Source organism: Emticicia aquatica (assembly GCF_923079645.1).
In the GTDB taxonomy this organism is placed as follows: domain Bacteria; phylum Bacteroidota; class Bacteroidia; order Cytophagales; family Spirosomataceae; genus Emticicia; species Emticicia aquatica.
On record NZ_CAKLPY010000002.1, the window covers coordinates 837446 to 860254 of the forward strand.

The window sequence follows — 22809 nt, forward strand, 5'->3', positions numbered from 1 at the left end:
GTCAATCGTATCTCGCAATTCGTAAATCTATTTATAGTCCAGACAGCACTTAATCGTGTCCGGTGTGCTGTGCTGCGTAGTTTAATTTTTATTTACATCTTACTAATTTAGTCAAATGGCACAATTAGAATACAAAGAATTATTGGATGCAGGTGTACACTTTGGTCACCTTACCCGTAAATGGGACCCAAAAATGGCACCGTACATCTTCATGGAGAAAAACGGTATCCACATCATTGACCTTAACAAAACTCTTGCTTGTTTAGAAGACGCTCAAGAAGTAGTTAAAGGAATCGTTCGTTCAGGACGCAAAATCATGTTCGTTGCTACTAAGAAACAAGCTCAAGAAATTGTTGCTGAAGAAGCTCGTCGCTTGAAAATGCCTTACGTAACAGAGCGTTGGTTAGGTGGTATGCTTACAAACTTTGCAACAATCAAAAAATCTTTGAAAAAATTGCAAAACGTAGAGCGTATGTTGAAAGACGAAACGACTGCAAAAAACATTGCAAAACGTGAGCGTTTGACATTAGACCGTGAGCGTATCAAATTAGAAAGATTGTTGGGTGGTGTAGCAGATTTGTCAAGACTTCCAGCAGCTCTTTTCGTAGTTGACGTAAAACGTGAACACCTTGCAGTTTCTGAAGCTCACCGTTTAGGGATTCCAGTTATTGCTATCTGTGATACAAACTCAAACCCTGAGAATGTTGAGTACCCAATCCCAGGAAATGATGATGCGTACAAATCAGTAGCATTAATCACTTTGGCTTTAGGTAGAGCAATAGAAGAAGGTATCATGGAGCGTAAAGTTGATAAAGACAACGCTGCATTACAAGAAGAAGAAGATGCAAAACGTGCCGTAGATGAAGCTCGTGAAGCAAAAGAGGCTAAAGCAGCAGCGGCAGCTCCAGTAGCAGTTGAAGCAGAAGTTGCTCCGACTAAAGACGAAACAGCAGCTTAATTTAAGGCTAAAATGATAATCAACAGAATAGCCCGAAGCGAAAGTTTTGGGCTGTTCTGTTTCAAAAGAAAAAGTATTAATACAAACTTAATAAAAACATAAAATGAATATCACAGCAGCAGATGTAAACAAACTCCGTCAAATGACTGGAGCTGGTATGATGGACTGTAAAAAAGCTTTGACAGAAGCGGAAGGCGATTTTGAAAAAGCAGTTGAAGTGCTTCGTAAAGCTGGTCAAAAAGTAGCAGCTAAACGTGCCGACAACGAAACAAATGAAGGATTAGTATTAATTGATGTAAGCGATAGCGGTAAAAGTGCTAAAATCATAGCTCTTGCTTGTGAAACTGAGCCAGTTTCTAAAGTAGAAGTTTTCCGCACTTTAGCAGAAGAAATTTTACAAGTTGGTGTAAAACACCACACAAAAGATGCAGCAACATTGATGACTCAATCAATGGCTGATGGCCGTACAGTTGAAGAAGCAATTCTTGAATTAGTTGGTAAAATTGGTGAAAAAATTGTTATTACAGATTTCCAACACGTAGAAGCAGAACAAGTAGTTGCTTACAACCACTCAACTGGTAAATTAGGTGTATTGGTTGCATTTGACAATACTCAAGGAAATGATGTAACTGAAGTTGGTAAAGACATTGCTATGCAAATTGCAGCGATGAAACCAGTTGGTCTTGACAAAGACGATGTTGACCCAGCTATCGTTCAAAAAGAAATCGAAATCGGTATGGAAGTTGCTCGCCAAGAAGGCAAACCAGATGCGATGTTAGAGAAAATTGCTATGGGTAAATTAGGTAAATTCTACAAAGAATCTACTTTATTGAACCAAGAATTCGTAAAAGACAACTCTTTGACAATTGCTCAATTGTTAGAAAAAACTCAAAAAGGCTTGAAAGTAACTGCTTTCAAAAGAGTTCAAATCTAATCATTTGATGATTGTGAAACATAAAAAGTCCCTTTTTTCGATTTTGAGAAAAGGGACTTTTGTTTTATTTAGCTACTATCGCCCAAATTAATACGCCATTTTAACTAAATTTGCACCAATCATTCTTCTTCAAGCTTATTGTTTTTCATTTTAATTTTAATGAATTTACCCGAAAACTTTACCTCTCAAATGCAGCACATATTAGGTGCTGAATACCCTGCTTTTATCGAAAGTCTTGAGCAAGAAACACCTACAACCATTAGGGTCAATAGGTTGAAAAAACTTGCTTCCTCTACCTTATTTGGCGAAAACTTAGTACCTGTAAAGTGGAATTCGATGGGATATTATTTACCACAAAGACCCATTTTTACTCTCGACCCAGCTTTTCATGCAGGTGCATACTACGTTCAGGAAGCATCGTCGATGTTTGTTGCGGAAGCCATTCGACAGGTCGTTGATTTAGAAAAACCCTTACGAGTAATGGATTTATGTGCTGCCCCTGGTGGAAAAACAACACTTTTGGCGTCACTTCTCAACCAAAAAAGCTTATTAGTTGCCAATGAGGTCATTAAAAGTAGGGTTGCTCCCCTTAAAGAAAATTTAGAAAAATGGGGCTTCCCGAATTATATCGTAAGCAATCATGACCCTGAAGATATGATTGACTTGGAAGGTTTTTTTGACCTAGTCTTAACCGATGCCCCTTGTTCGGGTGAAGGCCTTTTCAGAAAAGACCCAAAGGCACGAAACGAATGGTCAGAAAATAACGTCCAGCTCTGTTCAGCTCGCCAAAAACGCATACTTCAGGCCGCTGCAATGCTGGTTGCACCTAATGGATATTTATGTTATTCGACTTGTACTTATAACGAAAAAGAAAACGAACAAAATGCTAAATGGCTTACTCAAGCCGCTGATTTTGAAGAAGTTAAACTAAATATTCCAGCCGATTGGAGTATTACTGAAAAATCAATGGGGTATCAATTTTTCCCACATCGACTTAAAGGGGAAGGATTTTATTTGGCTATTTTCAAGAAAACTCGTGGAGACAAACAGGAAGCGAAGGGAAAAATAAAATTGAATCGAGTTTCTCAGAAAAAGATGGATTTACTGAAAAAATGGATTGATAAACCCGATAATTTTGAGTTTTATGAAAAACCAGAAGGTGCTATAGTAGCAATTCCTGCAAATTTAATCAATGAATATGCTACTATTTTTAGGGTTTTACAGAAACGTTCGTCAGGTTTAGAAATTGGACAATTCAAAGGTGATGATTTTATTCCAAGCCATGATTTGGCGTTAAGCACTGCTATTTCCCCTAATTTGCCTTTTATAGAATTAACTAAAGAAGAAGCATTGAGATTTTTGAAGAAAGAACAAATATCAACCGAAAACACCCAAAATGGCTGGCTTTTAGCTCGGTATGAGGGGTTAAATCTTGGTTTTATGAAAGTAATTGGGAATCGGATAAATAATTATTTACCGAAAGAATGGCGAATTAGAATGGATATTGAATAAAAATATATTTTTACCACGGAAGCATAAAACAACACTGATTTTTCTCAATAAAAGAGTGTTCTTATGGTTTTTAGTTCAAACGAAAACTTTATCCAAAAACGGTTTGTTTAAAAGTAAATAATCATCAAATAAAAAGACCATGTTTAGTAATTTCGTCTATCAAAATCCAGTAAAGATACTTTTCGGAAAAGGACAAATTGCTCAATTGAGCAAACAAATATCGCCAAATAGTAAGATTTTACTTACCTATGGAGGTGGAAGTATTTTCCAAAATGGTGTTTATGAACAAGTCAAAAAAGCTCTCGAAGGGCGAAATGTAATAGAGTTTGGTGGAATTGAGGCCAATCCAACCTATGAAACATTGATGAAAGCTGTTGAATTAGGGCGAAAAGAAAATATTGATTTTTTGTTAGCAGTCGGTGGTGGTTCGGTGCTTGACGGCACAAAATTTATAGCCGCAGCCATTCCATTTGAAGGAGAAGATGCGTGGCAAATTGTTACAGGAAAAGAAAAGTTTAAGAAAGCTATTCCAATCGGTTCTGTTCTCACTTTGCCAGCAACTGGCTCAGAAATGAACTATTTTGCGGTAATAAGCAAGAAATCTACCCATGAAAAGAAAGGAATGGGGCATCCGTTGGTTTATCCTGTATTTTCTATTCTTGACCCCGAAACTACTTTTTCATTGCCACCACGCCAAATTGCAAATGGCATTGCAGATGCTTTTACACACGTAATGGAGCAGTACATGACCTATCCTGTTAATGCTCAAATTCAAGACAGATTTGCAGAGTCAATCATTCAAACTTTGATTGAAGTTGCCCCTAAAACCATCGAAAACCCATCTGATTACGAAGCCCGTGCCAACTTTATGTGGGCAGCAACCGTGGCTTTAAATGGATTTATTAGCTTGGGAGTTCCGCAAGATTGGGCAACACACCAAATAGGACATGAGTTAACGGCTTTTCATGGTGTTGACCACGCACGAAGTTTGGCGGTTGTTTTGCCCTATTTATTGAAAGTTAAGCAAGAAACTAAGCGTGATAAACTTATTCAATACGCCAAAAGAGTTTGGAATTTAAGCGGAACTGATGATGAATTAGTGGCAGAAGCGATTCAAAAAACAGGTGAATTTTACGAATCATTAGGTTTGTCAATCAAAGCATCAGAATATGGTGTAAACCAAGAAACAATCGAAAAAATTGTAAAGCGTTTTGAAGAACGAGGGGTAAATTTTGGTGAAAATGGTGATATTACGCCAGCGGTTGTAGCTGAAATATTAGAGATGAGTATTGCTTAATATTATCATTCAATTAATAAAACTCAAAATAGAACGAGCCTTAGTCAAAACTAAAGCTCGTTCTATTTTTTTGTCACAAAACTTTCGCAAAATCGGCTGTTAATTTATTCATTTCTGCATCCGAAACTTCTCCTGAAGTAACAACCAAACGGAAACGCATTGTTGTTGATTGATTCGGAGCAAGTTTGAAATTTAATTCTTCTTTGCCGTTAGAAAATACTTTTTGTCCATAAGGATTCGCTGCAAACAATCCATAACCACGTGAATGCCAATAAGTTGGGTAGCCCACATTTTTTGGATGGTCAATGATAGCAACTGAGATTTTCTCATCACCCATTTTTCCACGAAGATTGACCCAATCTGAGCGTTTTGCCCAAGTGTCTTCGCCTTCAATTCCTTCTTTATTTCGGTAGCTTCCAGTAATTCCTGTATTATCTAATGATGGTACTTTGGTGGCAACACCACTTGCATCAGTGAAAATTTCAGCCTTAGTAGAAGGATGTTCCAATTGACGAGCCAAACGAATTGCGAAAGCTCCATCTTTTACATCTTTAAAAACCACCTCTTCATCAGCCGCAGTTAAAGTTGTAATTCTATCCGTAATTCGTTGATTACCAGTTCCTTGAAAAATATAAGTTGTCGTTTCTTTCAACATTATTTTTCCATCTTTATCAAGCCAATCAGCAGTAACAACAAGCGAGCCTTTATTTTTTCCTGATTTTATTGATTTGATTCCTGTGTGTACGATTGTTCCGTAAATAGCTTTCGGATTTGGCGGAGTATTTGAGTTATTCCAAAAATCATGTCCATTCACATCCTCATAATTAAACCAAACGCCCACATGATGCGGGTGGTCAATTCTTTCACCAGAACGAGGGTCAAGCGGCCAACCACGCGTGATAAGTGTACCTGTTGATGTCCGAACAGGGTACAAAACTGCTTTCTTTAACACATCTGGGCCTGGATAAATATAAGAAGTAAAAGGTTTCCCATCAACAAGTACTTCTATTTTTTTATTGGCATCGTCACGAACAATTTTTACTGGCTTAGTTTGGGCAAAAACAATTGCAGGAACAAGTAAAAAAAGCAAAAATATTTTTTTCATAAGTAGTTTTTTGAATAGAGTAAATAATATAACAAAGTAACTACTCTTTTTCAAGGCTTTCTACCGTTATATTAGCTTTTTCTTATATTTTTTTGACTTTATTTTATAAACGCAACATTAAGCCAATTACTAATGTATTTTCATTATCTATTTCATCCGAAGTACGTCTTTTACGGTAAATATATCGATAGCCAATTTCGGACTCTAATTGTTTTGTAAAGAAATGATTGAAAGTTAAACCAAGCTGATTTTGTTCATATTTTTTGGTAGAATTTGGTGGAGCTCCAAATAAAAATTCTTGTAAAAAAACTAGGTTATTACTATCAGAAATCGGCATTCTATACTGAAAACGTTGTCTGAATCGCCCTGCTGAACGGTCAACAAAGCTACGATATTCGTACTGAGTTCGCCATTGGAGCGTTCCTTTTCTGATTTTTTTAAAATATTCTACTCCTGGAGTAAACCGCCACTCGATAGTCGGTTTTCTTTGAAAATCAGCTTCTTTTCCTAAAATTTGGTAAGCATGCCACCTCGAAGCTGCGAAACTAAATAACCAATTTTTATTTCGATAACCCACCGTCAATCGTTGAGCATCGAGTAAAGGTTTATTTAAAAAATTAATTTTTGAAAAATGGAAGTCATTTTGTCGGCGATAAGCAATATCACCTGAAAACGAAAATTTATCTATCTGCTTGCTCAAAAGAAGTCTCGACCAAACAGATGTATGATTATATGATTGAGCATGGCCCGAAAGAATAGATAAAAATAACACAATGCCTAATACAAAAGTATGCTTGATATGCTTGTCTATTTTGCTGAATTGCTGGTCGATTTTCACTTAGTAAATTGTCAGATAGCTAGGGTTCTAAAAAACTTAAATACAAAATTATAATAAAAACATAGAGGTAAAATTAAAATACTATTTAATCTACCAAATTAATGTTTATTAATCTCAAACTTCAACCCTAAAGAGCTTAATAATTACTAGAATTATTCATTTTCGGTAAAATAATTGTACTATTCTTATTAACAATTTGATAATCAAGGGATTATCTGTTTTAATCAAGGTTTTCTCATTTATATTTCATAATTTTGCGGTTTATTTAAGAAAGGTGTTGTTCGTCTTTGTTTATCAGTTGTGAATGGTAAATGTTGATGCACAACGATTTAACAATTACATTTAATGAATAATATCAGAAACATTGCCATCATTGCCCACGTTGACCACGGTAAAACTACATTGGTTGATAAAATCATTCATGCGTCAAAACTTTTCAGAGAAAACCAAGAATTCGGTGACTTGATTCTTGATAATAATGACCTTGAGCGTGAACGTGGTATTACTATCGTTTCAAAAAACGTATCAGTAAGATACAATGGTGTAAAAATTAATATCATTGATACACCTGGTCACTCTGACTTTGGTGGTGAAGTAGAGCGTGTATTGAAATTAGCCGATGGCGTAATTTTATTAGTAGATGCTTTTGAAGGGCCAATGCCACAAACACGTTTCGTGCTAGGAAAAGCTCTCAACTTAGGCTTGAAACCAATTGTTGTTGTAAATAAAGTTGATAAAGAAAACTGTCGCCCTGACGAGGTTCACGAGCAAGTTTTCGACTTGATGTTTAACCTAGATGCAACTGAAGATCAATTAGACTTCCCTTGCCTTTATGGTTCATCAAAACAAGGTTGGATGAGTACAGATTGGCAAAAACCAACAACTGATATCGTTCCATTATTAGATGCAATCATTGAGCATATTCCTGCTTCTCCAGTAGTTGATGGAACGCCACAAATGCAAATAACTTCATTAGATTATTCATCTTTTGTTGGTCGTATTGCCATTGGTCGTGTAGCAAGAGGCGTTTTGAAAGAAGGAATGCAAATTGCTCTTTGTAAAGCTGATGGCTCAATTAAAAGAAATAAAATCAAAGAATTACAAGTATTTGAAGGCTTAGGCAAAGTAAAAGTTGCTGAAGTTGGTTCAGGAGAAATTTGTGCGGTAACAGGTATCGAAGATTTTGAAATTGGTGATACAATTGCCGATTTAGAAAATCCAGAAGCGTTACCACGTATTTCGATTGATGAGCCTACAATGAATATGTTGTTTACGATTAACAACTCTCCTTTCTTCGGAAAAGAAGGCAAATTCGTGACATCACGCCACTTACGTGACCGTTTAATGAAAGAAATTGAAAAAAATCTTGCATTAAGAGTAGAAACAGGCGACACAGAAGATAAATTCTTAGTATTTGGTCGTGGTATTCTTCACTTGTCAGTTCTTATCGAAACGATGCGTCGTGAAGGGTATGAACTTCAAGTTGGACAACCACAAGTTTTATACAAAGAAGACGAAAACGGTCGCCGTTTAGAACCAATCGAAACATTAGTTGTGGATGTTCCAGAAGAAACTGCTGGAAAAGTTATCGAATTGGCAACACAACGTAAAGGTGAATTGTTGATTATGGAGCCAAAAGGTGATTTACAACACCTTGAATTTAATATTCCTTCACGTGGGTTGATTGGCTTACGCTCAAGCGTATTGACTGCAACTTACGGAGAAGCAATTATGAATCACCGTTTCAAAGCTTATGAGCCTTTTAAAGGAGCAATTCCTGGACGTGTAAACGGTTCTTTAATTGCTAGTGGAAATGGCCCAGCAACACCATATTCGATTGATAAATTGCAAGATAGAGGTGTATTCTTTATTGACCCGAACGAAGATATTTACATGGGTATGGTAATTGGTGAGCATAATCGCCAAAACGATATTGTTGTAAACGTACAAACGGCAAAACAATTAACGAATATGCGTGCATCGGGTACTGACAATAACGTGAAGATTGCTCCAAAAATCAACTTCTCATTAGAAGATGCCATGGAATATATCCAAAAAGACGAATACTTGGAAATTACTCCAAAATCAATTCGTATGCGTAAGATTTACCTTGATGAAAACGAGCGTAAACGTGCAGAAAGCAAAAATGCTTTTGCAGGGGCTTAATTTCTGAGAAATATATAAAAGCCTTGATAGTCGAAAGATTATCAAGGCTTTTTTTGTATTGAAATTAATTGTTACTTTAATTAATTATGTATTTATTTAGTTCATAAAGTATGTCGTTCTGAGAACGGCGACAAACTGACTAAATGTAGAACATTTAGTAAAACGGAGGGAGGAATCATTCCTTATTTATAAATAACAATTGGAACCGCATTAACTATTTCAAGTTGACAACTTGCGGTTTGTTGATTTACAAAACCAGCATTAAATTCTCTTACTTTAGTTTTAGACTTTGCTCTAATTGTTTTATAAACGGTTTCAGTTGATGTACTAAGGATTGTTTTTGATTCTGAAAAGTATGTAAACTTTATTGACACATCTTTCATATCAATATTTGTCATATTTTCAATATCAAAATTTTGCATACTAATAACACCAAAACCGCCTAAATACCACGATTTAGGAGTTAATTTTAAATAACTAGCAGGGTTTTTGGTTATTTCTTCTTCTTCTGATAGCTTGTAGATTGGTTCTTTCGCTTCTATCTCTTTCATTGTAGTATGTGCGACTTGTTTTTCATCATTATCGGTACAAGCTTTATTTATCAAAATAATCCCAATAAACATTAATGATAGTATAATAAAGAATTTGCCAATTGGAAAGCCGTTGTTCATAGTATGTATGTTTTAGATTTATACAAACATACTAAATAATTATTCCAGTCCAAAGTGGTTAATTATTAGCTCAACCTTTATCGGGTCTGCTCTTTCTTTCCGTTTTTACTCGTTCTCACAAAGTTTGCTATGTACCTTCGTGAGACTCTGAGGGAACGAAAAACCGCAATTCAACTTTTATATAAATACTTCTCTTTCGCCTCTATTTTATTCTATTTTTTCAATAAAATACAAGACATTCTATCAACATGATAGATAAAAACAATTTACCTGCTATTTTTGTGGGAAATAATTAAGTTTTTGAATGATTAAAATAATAAAATACAATGCAAGAAGGAACAGTTAAGTTTTTTAATGTGACCAAAGGATTTGGTTTCCTAACTCCCGCCAATGGAGGAGCAGATGTTTTTGTTCATGTAAGCGGTTTACAATATGAAATAGTAGAAGGTGATAAAGTAACTTTTGAAGTACAAGATGGCAAAAAAGGCCCTAATGCCGTCAATGTGAAACCTTTCTAATTTGATAAAATCAATTATTTCAATAAATATTTAATTAAAATGCAAGAAGGAACAGTTAAGTTTTTTAATGATACTAAAGGATTTGGTTTCATTACACCCGCCAACGGAGGAGCAGATATTTTTGTTCATTCAAGTGGTTTAACTTCCCCAATACAAGAAGGTGACAGAGTATCTTTTGAGATGCAAGATGGCCCAAAAGGCCCTAGTGCCATTCATGTAATGATTATTTAGTTTTATAAAAGACACCTTATCTTTTATGAAAAAGGTTTACACAAAAATATGTAAACAAATGGCAAGCACCAAGATAAAAAATATAAAAGCCTTGATAGTCAGAAGATTATCAAGGCTTTTTTGTGTAAACTTATTTTAAAACGAGTCACTACTCTTTATCACCAAACTTATTTTCAAATAATGCTTTTATGGCATTAAAACACTCTTCCTCTTTTTCGTCAGCTCCTCCCTCACATTCCACGATGATAAGAGCTCCTTTTTTAGCTTGAAGAATCAATACATCCATAATTTCAATCACTTCGACACGTCTATTTTTATACGTTAGGTACACTCTTACCCTCTCCCTACCCCCACTTCTATATTTAGCAACCAATTGTGATAGTTTTGCGGCCGCACGGTCATTAAGTCCGCGTTCATTCCTAACTTCCATTTCCTCCTGACGAAACATGTGCTTCCGAGTGTCTTTTGTGAAGTTGAAGCTTGTTAAAGCAAGCATCATAAAAAATGCTAAAAAAATTGGTTTCATAATAGTTAGTTTTAATAAATAACAGTTTTTGATTTATACTCCTTATGCGTTTTATTAGTCGAAAAGACCAAATAAAGGCGAAAATAAGTTTTTTTTTGAATATATTTAAAATTATTCAATTGTAAAAATTTTCTTTATCAAATTCCAAAAACAATCCCAATCTAAAAAATACCAAAGCCTTGATAGTCGGAAGATTATCAAGGCTTTTTTTGTGTAGTTTGAAAATCGTATCTTTGCCATTATGATTCAAAAACCTATCCTCATATTAAAATTCGGTACGGCTTCGATTACTCAAAAAAACGGAGAACCCGACGAAACAATCATTGCCGATATTGCTCGTCAAGTAGCTATTCTTCACGCTGACTATCAGATAGTTATGGTTTCTTCAGGAGCTGTTGGAGCTGGAAAGCATTTCATCAAAAATTACTCGGGAGAAATTTCGGAGCGTAAAGCCGCAGCTGCAATCGGAAATCCACTTTTGCTGAATATATACGCTAAATATTTTTCAAAATACAATATCCAAATTGCCCAAAGTTTGTGCGAACGTCAACATTTTGGGAATCGTGAACAATTTTTACAGCTCAAAGAAACCTATCAAGAGCTTTGGAAAAACGATATTATTCCGATTGCCAACGAAAATGATGTTGTGAGTAATCGTGAATTAAAATTTTCGGATAATGATGAATTGGCCACACTCATTGCCACAGGTTTTGGAGCAGAAATACTAATGATTTGTACTTCGGTTGGTGGACTTTTGGATAAAGAAAAAAACATCATTAGAAAAATACAAAACATTGACAATCAAATACTTAGCTTGGTTGACAATAGCAAATCGGCTCTAGGTTCAGGCGGAATGGCATCGAAACTGACTTTTACGAAATTGGCCACTCGCATGGGAATCAAAGTAATTATTTTTGGAATGAAAGAAACCGATGGCATCTTAAAAGCAATTCAAGGCGACGCAGGAAGCGAGTTTTCGGCACAAGAAGTAAATCTTTCTTCAAGAAATAAATGGTTGGCAAGCGGTAGTTTGACGGTAGGAACTTTACAAATTGATGCGGGTGCCGCAAAGGCTCTACAAAAACGTAGTAGTCTTTTAGCTGTGGGAATCAAAAAAGTAAAAGGCGACTTTGAAGTCGGAGAAGTGGTTGAGATTGTTGATAATCAAGGAATTATGTTGGCTGTCGCTCGGACAAAAGTTTCGTCAGTTGAGTTGACCGAAAATCTAAAAACGATAAACTTTGAAGTTGCCAATGCCAATGATATTGTGTTGATTTAATGTTTTTACTTGGATTTCACCTACAATTTTACAAGATTTGTAAACAATAAAGATTCATTACTCAATGAAAAAACAGGAAATACCAAAGGTTGTTGCGGATGTTTTGAAAGAAATTTCAGATACGATTAAGACATTTAATCTAAATGCTGATTTTAAACTGGTAGCAAAATCTTCAGATGATTTTCTTTTAAAGATTTATCCTAAAGGATATGAATCTTTGTTTTTACAAATAACTGATTATCAATTCAATAATAGTAATGAACAGTCCAAAATAGTTATTGTAAACTATAATATATTATTAAATTATGATAGTTATATATCTATCAAAAGCTCTTTAAAAGAAATAGGTATTAATCATGCTATGTTTGTTATTGATAGGAATTATCTATTTTTCGTCTTAGCAAAGTACCTGACAACAATTAACCATTTATATAAAGAATTAAATAATTATGAAAAGACCACTTTAGATATATCTAAATATTTTGAGACAGAAGATGAAGAAGAAATCATCCCTACAGAACCTAATCATTTTGAATTAGCCGATAAAATTTTACCATATAGCCTTAAACAATTAGCCGTAAAAGATTTTCAAGGCATTAAAGAACTTACCGTAGAAAGTATTCCAGTAGATACGCAATGGATATTTTTGGTAGGCGAAAATGGTTTTGGTAAAAGTACGGTACTACAAGCCATTTTCATGGGGCTAAATGGAGCTTTAGATGGCAATACTCCCCTTTTGGAAAATAAACATAGCAGTATTCAGGTAGAATATAAAAGCCTTGACGATAGCTTTGTGAATAGTATAAAAGATAATAAAAACCCTTTGGTGCATTTGGCAGCTTATGGACCTGGTCGTTTGAATCTGCAAGGGGTGAAGAGCGAAAATGCCGAAGATAGAAACAATTCTGTTTCTTATAATTTATTCAATTCTGACGGCTTTTTGTTTAATATCAACTCTGAATTAGTACGTTGGGGCTTGAAAAAAGACAAACGTTTTGGTTTAGTAAAAAAAGCTATTTGTACGCTTATTCCGAATTTGGCAGATGTGAGTCTTAACTCAGAAACTGACCAAATAGAGTATATCGAGCAAGAAATTTGTGAAGATGGCAAAAATACCATCAAATACCAGCCTTTACCTTTTCAGAAATTAGCATCTGGCTTCAAAAGTGTCATTGCATTAGCTGGTGATATGATTGTTCGGCTTTCTAAAAATCAACCTACTGTAAAAGACCCTTCAGAGCTAAAAGGTATTGTGATTATTGACGAAATCGACTTGCATTTACACCCAAAACTACAAAAACAACTCGTCGGACAGTTTTCGAAAGTTTTCCCGAAAATACAATTTATTGTTTCGACCCATAGTCCGATTCCGCTTTTAGGGGCTGAATCTAATACCGTTATTTTGAAAGTTAGTCGCACGGAGGCAGAAGGTGTACAAATCGAAAATATCAAATTAGAACTCAAAAACCTTACGCCAAACTTAGTTTTAACTTCTGGAATATTTGATATGGAAGATTTTGTTTCGGTACAAAACGAAGAGATTAGCGAAGTCCGCACCGAAGATTCATTCGAAGAGATGCAGAAAAACGATATGGTCGAAAAACACCTGCAAGACTTTGAAAAAAGTGCCAGTCAGTTTCCAGATGAATTATTTATGCCAAAATCTCTTAAATAACCACAAAAAAGCGATGATTAGCATAAAAAAAGATTTTGATACTCCACCCGAAAAATTAGTACAGTCCAAGAGAAACGAACATATAAAAGACGCTTTGGTTACCAAAAACGAGCATAAATTTAAAAGTTCGATTTACCGAAAAACTACCATTGACGCCTTAGAAACACTCTACAATTTCAAATGTGCTTATTGTGAAAGTGATACTTCGGCAGGAGCACCTTTTCAAGTAGAACATTTTCGTCCAAAAGCAAAAACAGAAGGTGATGCCACACATAAGGGATATTATTGGTTAGCCTATGAGTGGAGTAATTTGACACTTGGGTGTAGTGCCTGCAATAATGCCAAGAAAAATCATTTTCCGATTAAAGGAAATAGAATTAGCGAGCCTATATTAGATGCAACGGGCTTTCCTTTAGTGACTTATTTAAGTATAGATTCTGACGAACTTAAAGGTGAACAGGCCGTTTTACTTAATCCCGAAGTTGATGTGGTAGAAAATCATTTTTATTTCACACCCGATGGAAAAATAGTAGGAGTTGACGACCGAGGAAAAACAACGATTGAAAAACTAAAACTCAACAGAAAAAGGTTAGTCTTTTGGCGAAAAAAGCTTTTGGATGATTATCTGAAATCTATAAAAAATATTCTCGAAGATTTTTTGACTAAACAAAGAGACATTGACCAGTGCAGATACGCCATCAAACTAGAATTTGAAAAGATTACATTGCAGCAAAACCCCGAAAAACAATATTCAAGATTTGGCTTTTTTATGTTCAGTAAGTTTGAAATTTTCTTTGCTAATCAGTTAGAAAAAAAACAAAAAGAAGCAGTTTTAAAGTTCTTTGAGCTTTTTAAGCAAGGAGAATTATAAGCAAATTTCAGCGGTAATAAATAAATTTATCAATCAACTAAAACTATGAAAAAAATGTATTTTCTATATTTGGCAATCGCCGTATTAGCTTTTATTTTCAATATTTTTATAGTTACCAATAACAAAACACAAACCGATGGACAAATGGGTATCGTTCCTGTTGTGCAAATGGTTTTTATTATTCCAATTTTTATTATTTGTTCACTAATTTTTTATTTTACAAAAAATACTAGTTTCGCACTCAACAATCAAAGTTTATATATTTTATTACCTTTTTTATTAGAAATTTTGTTTTTTGCTTTCACGAAAGACTTATTTAGTATGTTTAAATCAGATGGTTTTATCACGAGGTCATATATTTATTCGATTGGGTTGGCTACAATTGCTACCTATTTTATACATTGGATTTTTGTTAAAATCTTCTAAAAACAACCACATTTTGTAAGAAACCAAGTTTTTACTAATAATATACTACGCTAAAAATGACAAATCAGCAACTCCAACAAGTAATCAATCGAATGTTTGAAAGCATCTCTGCTCAAATTCTAACGTATAAAGATAGTCCCGCAGATTGGAATATTTCTGACGGAAATGTGGCTGTTTGTATCATAGATGAAACAGGAAACATTTATGGTAAAATTTGGGGAGATAACAAAATACGAGGTCGTCGTTTTTATGACGTAGCTTACAGAAAAGCCTCTCAAGTATGGATAACTGGTTATAAAACAGGCGAATTTGAACGTTTAGTATTTACTGATAAAGTGAATTATAGAGAATTTGGCATAGACTTACCCGACCTAATGGGCTGGGAAGGTGGCCAGCCCATTCAATTAGATGCTGAAACCAAAATTTCTTGTGGATTCAGTGGTTTTAAAGGTATAAATGATTTAGGAATTGTAAAAAATGCTGCTGAGGAAGCAATGAATCAATAATAATGACATTTTAGGGCAAAGGTTAATTAGGTTTAATTTTCCTTTTCCCAAATTTCATTTACTTTATCGCCTTTTGAGCTTTTTCCTGAATGTTGCCATTTATTGCCTTCAAGTTTTGCATCAAAGCTAAGTGAAGCCCCTACTCGGTTGTTATCTCTTGAAAAAAAATCAAGGGTTTCAACGTACTTTCCATCTTTCAATAGATAAGTTCCGCCACCTGTTCCCGAAAACTCTTTGGTTTCAGGATTAATTGCAATCCATTGAAACCTTGTTTCTGAACATATTTTTAGCGTTTTTCTTGCTCCTCGTTTCATTTCATTCATGTTTCCATCTTGTCCTTCTCTGGCTGTAATTCGCCAATTTCCTGACAAAGCATCTGAGCCCTTATCAATGCGTTTCCACGTTGTTTTTGCTTGGTTTTCTATCGTAAAAGAATCGCCAGTTCTTGAATATTTATAGATAACTTTCGTTCCAACATTTTCTGGGTGTTTATCGTTAAATTCGAGTGTAAGAGTCAAACCACTATCGTTGATTTCATACGTACCGCCATAGCTTCTGATATAAAGATTTTTCTCGAAAACTGAAATAGATAAGTAGTTTTGGGTTGCAATCATCACAACTCTTTGGTTGGATGAACTATTTTCGGGTATCATTTCCCAAGCTCCTTTAAGTGTACCAGCAATACTTTGCAAGGAAACGCATAAAATAACCAATGAATAATAAATCGTCTTTTTCATTTTTTGTGAGTTGAAGTATTACAAATATTCAATAAAACTATAAAACGTACGATAAAAAGCATATAAATTAAACATTCTTGGGCTTAACTTTAATAAACTTCATTCCAAAAAGGATAAAAAGAGTAACACAAATAAACAAGCTCACAAAGAATATTAAACTCAAAAAAAGGTTGTAATAAATGATAGCAACCATACAAAATACCGAAAGAGTTAATGCCACGAATGGGAATATTGGATAAAATGGCACTTGGTAGGGTCGCAAAAGATTCGGTTCATTTTTACGAAGAATGAAAAGACTTATCATACTAATTACGTACATCACAATTGCTCCAAGGACTGACATAATGATTATCTGGTCAGTTTTTCCTGAAAAAATGGCTAAAAAACCAACGAACCCTCCAACAAACAAAGCCCAATGTGGCGTTTGATAATGTCGATTAACTTTTGACAAAAACATAGGTAAAAAACCACTTCGAGCTAAAGCATAAATCTGACGAGAATAACCGATTGTGTTACCATGAAAAGAAGCAATCAAGCCAAAAAGCCCTAAACTCGTGAAAACTTTTGACCATGTATTTCCATTCCCTAACGCCATTGCGAGCGTTTCGGGAAGTGGATGGTCTATTTCGCTCAGTAATCGCCAATCTCCTACTCCACCACTCAGAACCATTATTCCAATCGAAAGAGTTACAAGTGTCAGAATGGCTGAAATATAGCCTTTTGGAATTGTTTTATATGGATTTTTGACTTCTTCGGCTACCATCGCAACGCCTTCGATGGCTACAAAGAACCAAATCGCAAAAGGTATTCCTGCAAAAACGCCATTGGCATTAACAGAAGAGTTTGCCAAGAAATTTTCTAGCTTAAACGATGGAAAAATCAAAGCCATAAAAACTAAAATTTCAATTACAGAAAGTGTAGTAACAAGCAGTGAAAAATTAGCTGAGTCTTTAATTCCAAATAAATTAATAGCAATAAAAACGAAATAAGAAACGATTGCCGTTGTTAAAACTGGAATATCAGGATTTAGAAAATTAGTATAACTTCCTAAAGCCATTGCGATGGCGGGCGGAGCTAAAACGAAATCTACCAAAGTAGCAAATCCTGCAATAAAACCACCAATCGGCCCCATTGCTCGAAAAGCATAAGCAAACGGACCACCTGCATCGGGTATTGAAGCCGTAAGTTCGGTATATGAAAAAATAAATGTGATGTATAAAACCGTAACAAATAATACTGAAACAAGAAAACCCACTGTACCAGCAACAGCCCAACCATAATTCCAGCCAAAATATTCACCAGAGATAACCATTCCAACAGCAATCGCCCATAATTGTGATGTTCCTAGCACTCGTTTTAAGCCAATTTTATTACTATCAGGAGGTTTTGTCATCGCCGATTTATATTTTTGGAGCTGTGAAGTTAATAAAAATGTTAGTTTTTGAGTGAGTTTTTGTAGCTTTGTTTTCGTTGAATTCCTGATGAATCTGTTTGTTGTTTATTTATTTTTTTCAATTTGAAACAAGTTAAAACTTGCCCTGTTAAATAATGCTTAATCTACTTTATAATTTTTCGATACACAGTTACTCACTTATTATCAAGCTTTTAGCACCGTTTAGCTCAAAAGCAGAATTTTGGGTAGAAGGAAGAAAAGATATTTTTAGCAAACTAAAATTGACTATCGGAGAACCCAATAAATCCCAAAAAATTGCGTGGTTTCATTGTGCATCTTTGGGTGAGTTTGAACAGGGAAGACCTGTTATTGAAGCATTTCGAGCAAAATATCCTGCATATAAAATACTAGTAACATTTTTTTCTCCATCAGGTTATGAAGTTAGAAAAAATTATTCTGGGGCTGATTTTATTTTTTATTTACCTGCCGATACGCCCAACAATGTAAGTCAATTTATACAAATTGTTCAGCCAAAAATCGTTTTTTTTATAAAGTATGAATTTTGGCGAAACTATTTAACTGAACTAAAAAAACATCAAATTCCAGTCATTTCATTTTCGGCCATTTTTCGTCCAAATCAGTTATTTTTTAAACCTTATGGCGGTTTTTATCGTAAAGTTTTGCAGCAATTTGACCATATTTTAGTACAAAATGAAGTTTCTTATCATTTATTAGAAAATATTGGTATTCAGAATATTACCTTGGCGGGAGATACTCGTTTCGACCGAGTAAAGCAAATTGTTGATGCAAAAAAAGAAATTCAGATTGCCAAAGATTTCAAAGCAAATCGGCAAATTCTGATGATTGGTTCGGCGTGGCAAGCAGATATGGAAGTGTTGATTTCGTTTATTAATTCTCTTTTGGATTTGCCAAATATTGCTTTTGTTATTGCTCCGCACGAAATTCATCGAATAGAAATCAATACTTGGCAAAAGCAAATTCATCCCAAAAGCATTTGTTTTTCAGAAGTCAAACCATCAACCCAATTAACTGATTATCAAATACTTATCATTGATAATATTGGAATGCTTTCGTCGCTTTATCAATATGCTGAATATGCTTACATTGGTGGTTCTTTTGGAAAAGGGCTACACAATATTTTAGAAGCTGCCACTTTCGGAATGCCTATTGTTTTTGGAAATAAAGCTTATCAAAAATTCCAAGAAGCAACCGATTTGGTGCGACTAGAAGGAGCTTTTACTGTTGGTTCTTCGGAAGATATGATGGAAGTTTTTCTTGAATTAGAAGAAAATCCTGACAAGAAACTTAAAGCTGCCAATACGTGTAAAAATTACGTTTTAGAAAATATCGGAGCTACCGAAAAAGTGATGACGGTTGTTGCATCAATTCTTAACAATTAGATAAACACCTGCTACAATCAGTACGCCGCCAGCAATTCGTAAGCTACTGATTGGATGTAGTTTGAAACCCAAAAGTCCAAAATGATCAAGTAGCATGGCGGTTAATAATTGCCCAGCCACGATTAAACAAATCATGTTGGCCGAACCGATTTTTTGTACGCTCAAAATAACGGTTATTACAAAAAAAGCCCCTAAAATTCCGCCAGTTAATTTCCACCATTCGAGCGATTTCAATGTTGTTACTGTCGGGATTGATTCTTTAAAAAAAGGCATTATCAAAATCAAACCTATCAGACCAGTTGCAAAAGAAATAATTGCCGCAAAAATCGGATTATTAATTGACCTTCGTAATTCGGCATTTACTCCCGACTGAGTACTATTGGTTACACCGCACAGAAAAGCGAGTATATAGTAAATGATGTTCATCGTTAAAATAAAATTTAGATTTGACAACGATTGAACGTTGTCAAATCTTTTTAAATGATTACTTTTTCAAGCATCGTGATATATAACTGAATTCCTTCTTCGATTTCGTTGAGATAGATATATTCATCAGCAGTATGTGAGCGTGCAGAATCTCCTGGCCCCATTTTCAATGATGGACAATCAAGTAAAGCTTGGTCAGAAGTGGTTGGTGAGCCATAAGTATTTCTTCCCATTGAAATTCCTGCTTTCACAATTGGATGGTCTTTCGGAATGCTCGAAGGGCGTAAACGAATGGAACGAGGGACAACTTCACTCTCAATATTTTTCTTTACAACATCTGTTATTTCTTCTAAAGTATATTGCTCAGTCACTCGGATATCAACTGTAAATTTGCAAGTATCTGGCACTACGTTATGCTGTGAACCTGCATTTATCATTGTTACGCTCATCTTGATTGGGCCAAGATTTTCTGAAACCTTTGCAAATTTGTACGTTTGAAACCACGCAATGTCTTTTACTGCTTTATAAAGAGCATTTTCACCTTCATCACGAGCTGCGTGTCCTGATTTTCCGTGTGCAATACAATCCAACACTAAAAGTCCCTTTTCAGCTACGGCTAAATGCATTTGCGTAGGTTCGCCCACAATTGCAAATTCAATTTCAGGCATATCAGGTACTAGAATTTCCAAACCATCACGTCCCGAAATCTCTTCTTCGGCACTTGCTGCCATCACGACATTATATTTCAAATCATTTCGATAATAAAAATAGCAGAAAGTCGCAATTAAGGAAACCAAACAACCACCCGCATCATTACTACCGAGGCCAAAAAGTTTTCCATCTTTTACTAATGGATTCAACGGATTGAGTGTCCAAGAAGGATTAGGTTTTACAGTATCGTGGTGAGAGTTTAATAAAACCGTTGGTTTCGAGGCATCGAAATGTTTGTTTTTTGCCCAGATATTGTTCTTTTTACGACGATATGGAATATTTCTTTCACGGAAAAATTCTTCGAGAATAGCTGCCGTTTCATCCTCTTGTTTACTGAAAGATTCGGTTTGAATTAAATCTTTGAGAAGCTCAATGGCATCTTTAGTTAGTGTTGCGACTAAATCTGAATTTTGAATCATAAATACAATGTTGAATGATTTAATGAGTACCGCAATAGAATCGAATAAATAATTAAATTGCTCAGAATAAATATAACTGGATAGAATACCTCGGTCGAAATTCTATTGACTAATTATTTGTGTCCCTCTTGTTCCTTCCGCCACAGCCTGTTTCAATTCATCGGCATGACAAATTATCACCTTTGAAACACCTTTTTGTAGAGCCGAAAAAGCATTATCTAGTTTCGGAATCATTCCTGCATTGATTACTCCAGACGCTTTATATTCGGCATATAAAGCTGGCGTAAGTTGCGGAATAACTGAATCGTTGTCATCAGGATTTGAAAGTACGCCTTTTTTTTCAAAGCAATATATTAAATTTACTTCATAATCACCCGCCATTGCTACTGCCACCGAAGATGCTTGCGTATCGGCGTTTGTATTAAGCATATTTCCTTCTTTATCAAATGTCAATGGAGCGAAAATAGGCGTTAAATTATTTTGTAAAAAGGTATCAATCAATTTATTATCAACTTTTTCAACATCGCCTACAAAACCATAATCAATATCTTTAACGGCACGTTTTTTGGCTAAAATCACTCCACCATCAGCTCCTGTGAGGCCGATTGCATTACAACCCAATGCTTGTAATTGAGCAACAATTTGTTTGTTAACCAAGCCACCATAAACCATCGTCACAACTTCCAACATCGGCAAATCCGTGATTCGTCTTCCGTCAACCATTTTAGTTTCTACATCGAGTTTTACTGCAATTTTTGTAGCAATTTTCCCTCCTCCATGAATTAAAATTTTCGCGGAATTCAAAGCTGAAAAATCTTCCAAAAATTGTTTACATGAGCGAGGATTATCAATGACGTTTCCGCCGATTTTGATGATATTGAGTTTTTGATTCATTTTTAACTATATTTGTAAAGCTAAAACTCTACGATATTTAGATGTTTGTAGGTATGTTTTTAAAGAAAAAACAAAAGCTATCGACTTATAAAATACAAAATTACACATGAAAATTGAAACTCTTGCGATTCACGCAGGAAATCATGGAGACCCCACTACTGGAGCGGTTGTACCGCCACTTATACTTTCGACTACTTTTGAGCGTGCCAACGACGGAAGTTTAGTTGAAGGCCGTGATATTTATACGCGTGCTTCAAATCCAAATCGAAGAGCTTTGGAAGAAAAACTTGCCGCTCTCGAAGGTGGTAGCGAAGCCATCGCTTTTGCTTCTGGACAAGCTGCCACGATGAGTATTTTCCATACTTTAGGTGCTGGAAGCCACGTCATACTTCCAGATGATATTTACTATAACACAAAAGTAATTATTGATACGCTTTACGCAAACTTTGGACTTACTTGCACAGAAGTTGACATGACGGATTTGAATCAAATCAAACGAGCAATCAAGAAAAACACCAAGCTAATTTGGATTGAAAGTCCGTCAAACCCAAGTTTAAAAGTAACTGATATTCAAGCGGTTGTAAAAATTGCAAAAGCGAAAAACCTCCTCGTGGCTTGCGATAATACTTGGGCAACTCCTTTTTTTACTAAACCGTTTAATTTTGGCGTGGATGTTGTTATGCACTCTACGACTAAATATTTTGGTGGACATTCAGATATTTTGGGTGGTTGTGTAATTTTTCCTCCCAATATTCAGCATGAAATGAATACGAAAATTCGTACTTTTCAAAGCGTTGGAGGAGCTGTTCCTTCTCCATTTGATTGTTGGTTATTAAACCGAAGTTTATCAACTTATGCAGTCAGAATGCCCGTTCATGCTCAAAATGCCATGAAATTGGCAACTTTCTTAGAAAATCATCCACAAATAGAAAAAGTAAATTATCCAGGACTAAAATCTAACGAATATCATCGAATAGCGAAAAAACAAATGATTGGAGCAGACGGAGTTCCGAGTTTTGGTGGAATGATGTCTATCTTGGTCAAAGGTGGACAAAAAGAGGCATTAGCATTGGCTTCAAAGCTTCAGATTTTCAAACATGCCACAAGTTTGGGTGGCGTCGAAAGTCTAATTGAGCATCGTTATTCGGTAGAAGGTGTTCATTCAAAAAGTCCAGAAAATTTACTTCGCATTTCGGTTGGTATCGAAAACATCAGTGATTTAATTGCTGATTTTGAAAATGCCTTTAAATAAATATCAAACTAATTCGTTTATTTCGCAGTTTATTCGTCATCTC

Annotated in this window: 23 protein-coding genes; 14 read left to right on the forward strand and 9 right to left on the reverse strand. The window is 35.1% G+C overall.

Going from position 1 to position 22809, the window contains the following annotated elements; genetic code table 11:
• The first annotated feature begins 115 nt into the window (after window positions 1-115).
• The 4 genes from rpsB (at window position 116) to MJQ71_RS13160 (ending at window position 4701) form a co-directional block, all read left to right on the forward strand.
• Entirely contained in the window at window positions 116-958 is an 843-nt protein-coding gene (gene rpsB / locus MJQ71_RS13145) for a 30S ribosomal protein S2 (RefSeq protein WP_238807084.1), read from the forward strand.
• A 103-nt stretch (window positions 959-1061) separates the two neighbouring features.
• Window positions 1062-1892, forward strand: coding sequence for a translation elongation factor Ts (gene tsf / locus MJQ71_RS13150; RefSeq protein WP_238807085.1), 831 nt, complete (start codon window positions 1062-1064; stop codon window positions 1890-1892).
• Window positions 1893-2051: 159 nt separating this feature from the next.
• Window positions 2052-3404, forward strand: coding sequence for a methyltransferase RsmF C-terminal domain-like protein (locus MJQ71_RS13155; protein ID WP_290370182.1), 1353 nt, complete (start codon window positions 2052-2054; stop codon window positions 3402-3404).
• 139 nt (window positions 3405-3543) lie between these two features.
• Window positions 3544-4701, forward strand: a complete 1158-nt coding sequence (locus MJQ71_RS13160) for an iron-containing alcohol dehydrogenase (RefSeq protein ID WP_238807087.1) — start codon at window positions 3544-3546, stop codon at window positions 4699-4701.
• A gap of 73 nt (window positions 4702-4774) precedes the next feature.
• Here MJQ71_RS13160 and MJQ71_RS13165 read toward each other — a convergent pair whose 3' ends face one another.
• Both MJQ71_RS13165 and MJQ71_RS13170 read right to left on the reverse strand, forming a co-directional pair.
• Window positions 4775-5806, reverse strand: coding sequence for a DUF6807 domain-containing protein (locus tag MJQ71_RS13165; RefSeq protein ID WP_238807088.1), 1032 nt, complete (start codon window positions 5804-5806; stop codon window positions 4775-4777).
• Between the two features lie 103 nt (window positions 5807-5909).
• Window positions 5910-6644: a DUF2490 domain-containing protein gene (locus tag MJQ71_RS13170; protein ID WP_238807089.1), complete on the reverse strand. Its 735-nt coding sequence runs from the start codon at window positions 6642-6644 to the stop codon at window positions 5910-5912.
• Between the two features lie 345 nt (window positions 6645-6989).
• On the opposite strand from MJQ71_RS13170, the gene typA reads away from it, so the two are divergent.
• Window positions 6990-8810: a translational GTPase TypA gene (gene typA, locus MJQ71_RS13175; protein ID WP_238807090.1), complete on the forward strand. Its 1821-nt coding sequence runs from the start codon at window positions 6990-6992 to the stop codon at window positions 8808-8810.
• A 182-nt stretch (window positions 8811-8992) separates the two neighbouring features.
• On the opposite strand, the gene MJQ71_RS13180 is transcribed toward typA, so the two are convergent.
• Complete coding sequence (locus MJQ71_RS13180) at window positions 8993-9481, reverse strand: hypothetical protein (RefSeq protein WP_238807091.1); 489 nt, start codon at window positions 9479-9481, stop codon at window positions 8993-8995.
• A gap of 326 nt (window positions 9482-9807) precedes the next feature.
• Here MJQ71_RS13180 and MJQ71_RS13185 point away from each other — a divergent pair, with 326 nt between their 5' ends.
• Together MJQ71_RS13185 and MJQ71_RS13190 are read left to right on the forward strand one after the other, a co-directional pair.
• Window positions 9808-9999 carry a cold-shock protein gene (locus tag MJQ71_RS13185; RefSeq protein ID WP_238807092.1) on the forward strand — a complete coding sequence of 64 codons (192 nt, stop codon included), beginning with the start codon at window positions 9808-9810 and terminating at the stop codon, window positions 9997-9999.
• Between the two features lie 39 nt (window positions 10000-10038).
• Window positions 10039-10230: a cold-shock protein gene (locus tag MJQ71_RS13190; RefSeq protein ID WP_238807093.1), complete on the forward strand. Its 192-nt coding sequence runs from the start codon at window positions 10039-10041 to the stop codon at window positions 10228-10230.
• Between the two features lie 148 nt (window positions 10231-10378).
• Here the strand turns inward: MJQ71_RS13190 and MJQ71_RS13195 are convergent, their stop codons facing one another.
• The gene (locus MJQ71_RS13195) at window positions 10379-10756 is read right to left on the reverse strand and encodes an HPr family phosphocarrier protein (RefSeq protein WP_238807094.1); all 378 of its coding nucleotides are present in this window, start codon (window positions 10754-10756) and stop codon (window positions 10379-10381) included.
• A 244-nt stretch (window positions 10757-11000) separates the two neighbouring features.
• Between MJQ71_RS13195 and proB the strand changes: the two genes are divergently transcribed.
• The 5 genes from proB (at window position 11001) to MJQ71_RS13220 (ending at window position 15513) form a co-directional block, all read left to right on the forward strand.
• Entirely contained in the window at window positions 11001-12035 is a 1035-nt protein-coding gene (gene proB, locus MJQ71_RS13200) for a glutamate 5-kinase (protein WP_238807854.1), read from the forward strand.
• A 64-nt stretch (window positions 12036-12099) separates the two neighbouring features.
• Window positions 12100-13710, forward strand: coding sequence for an AAA family ATPase (locus MJQ71_RS13205; protein WP_238807095.1), 1611 nt, complete (start codon window positions 12100-12102; stop codon window positions 13708-13710).
• Between the two features lie 13 nt (window positions 13711-13723).
• A complete protein-coding gene (locus tag MJQ71_RS13210) occupies window positions 13724-14581 on the forward strand; it encodes an HNH endonuclease (protein ID WP_238807096.1) in 858 nt (285 codons plus the stop codon).
• A gap of 45 nt (window positions 14582-14626) precedes the next feature.
• A complete protein-coding gene (locus MJQ71_RS13215) occupies window positions 14627-15007 on the forward strand; it encodes a hypothetical protein (protein ID WP_238807097.1) in 381 nt (126 codons plus the stop codon).
• A gap of 56 nt (window positions 15008-15063) precedes the next feature.
• Window positions 15064-15513 (forward strand): hypothetical protein, encoded by a 450-nt coding sequence (locus tag MJQ71_RS13220; protein ID WP_238807098.1) that lies wholly within the window; start codon window positions 15064-15066, stop codon window positions 15511-15513.
• 32 nt (window positions 15514-15545) lie between these two features.
• Here MJQ71_RS13220 and MJQ71_RS13225 read toward each other — a convergent pair whose 3' ends face one another.
• Together MJQ71_RS13225 and eat are read right to left on the reverse strand one after the other, a co-directional pair.
• Complete coding sequence (locus tag MJQ71_RS13225; RefSeq protein WP_238807099.1) at window positions 15546-16250, reverse strand: membrane or secreted protein; 705 nt, start codon at window positions 16248-16250, stop codon at window positions 15546-15548.
• Window positions 16251-16317: 67 nt separating this feature from the next.
• Window positions 16318-17643: an ethanolamine permease gene (gene eat, locus MJQ71_RS13230; RefSeq protein WP_238807100.1), complete on the reverse strand. Its 1326-nt coding sequence runs from the start codon at window positions 17641-17643 to the stop codon at window positions 16318-16320.
• A 155-nt stretch (window positions 17644-17798) separates the two neighbouring features.
• Between eat and MJQ71_RS13235 the strand changes: the two genes are divergently transcribed.
• On the forward strand, window positions 17799-19064 hold the full coding sequence (locus tag MJQ71_RS13235; protein WP_238807101.1) for a 3-deoxy-D-manno-octulosonic acid transferase: 1266 nt from the start codon (window positions 17799-17801) through the stop codon (window positions 19062-19064).
• On the opposite strand, the gene MJQ71_RS13240 is transcribed toward MJQ71_RS13235, so the two are convergent.
• The 3 genes from MJQ71_RS13240 to argB all read right to left on the reverse strand — a co-directional run bounded on the left by MJQ71_RS13240 (window position 19047) and on the right by argB (window position 21514).
• On the reverse strand, window positions 19047-19490 hold the full coding sequence (locus MJQ71_RS13240) for a DMT family transporter (protein WP_238807102.1): 444 nt from the start codon (window positions 19488-19490) through the stop codon (window positions 19047-19049). The two genes, MJQ71_RS13235 and MJQ71_RS13240, sit on opposite strands and share 18 nt — an antisense overlap.
• A gap of 50 nt (window positions 19491-19540) precedes the next feature.
• Window positions 19541-20620 (reverse strand): M20 family metallo-hydrolase, encoded by a 1080-nt coding sequence (locus MJQ71_RS13245; protein ID WP_238807103.1) that lies wholly within the window; start codon window positions 20618-20620, stop codon window positions 19541-19543.
• A gap of 102 nt (window positions 20621-20722) precedes the next feature.
• Window positions 20723-21514: an acetylglutamate kinase gene (gene argB, locus MJQ71_RS13250; RefSeq protein ID WP_238807104.1), complete on the reverse strand. Its 792-nt coding sequence runs from the start codon at window positions 21512-21514 to the stop codon at window positions 20723-20725.
• A 106-nt stretch (window positions 21515-21620) separates the two neighbouring features.
• On the opposite strand from argB, the gene MJQ71_RS13255 reads away from it, so the two are divergent.
• Window positions 21621-22766, forward strand: coding sequence for a trans-sulfuration enzyme family protein (locus MJQ71_RS13255; protein ID WP_238807105.1), 1146 nt, complete (start codon window positions 21621-21623; stop codon window positions 22764-22766).
• Window positions 22767-22809: the final 43 nt, after the last annotated feature.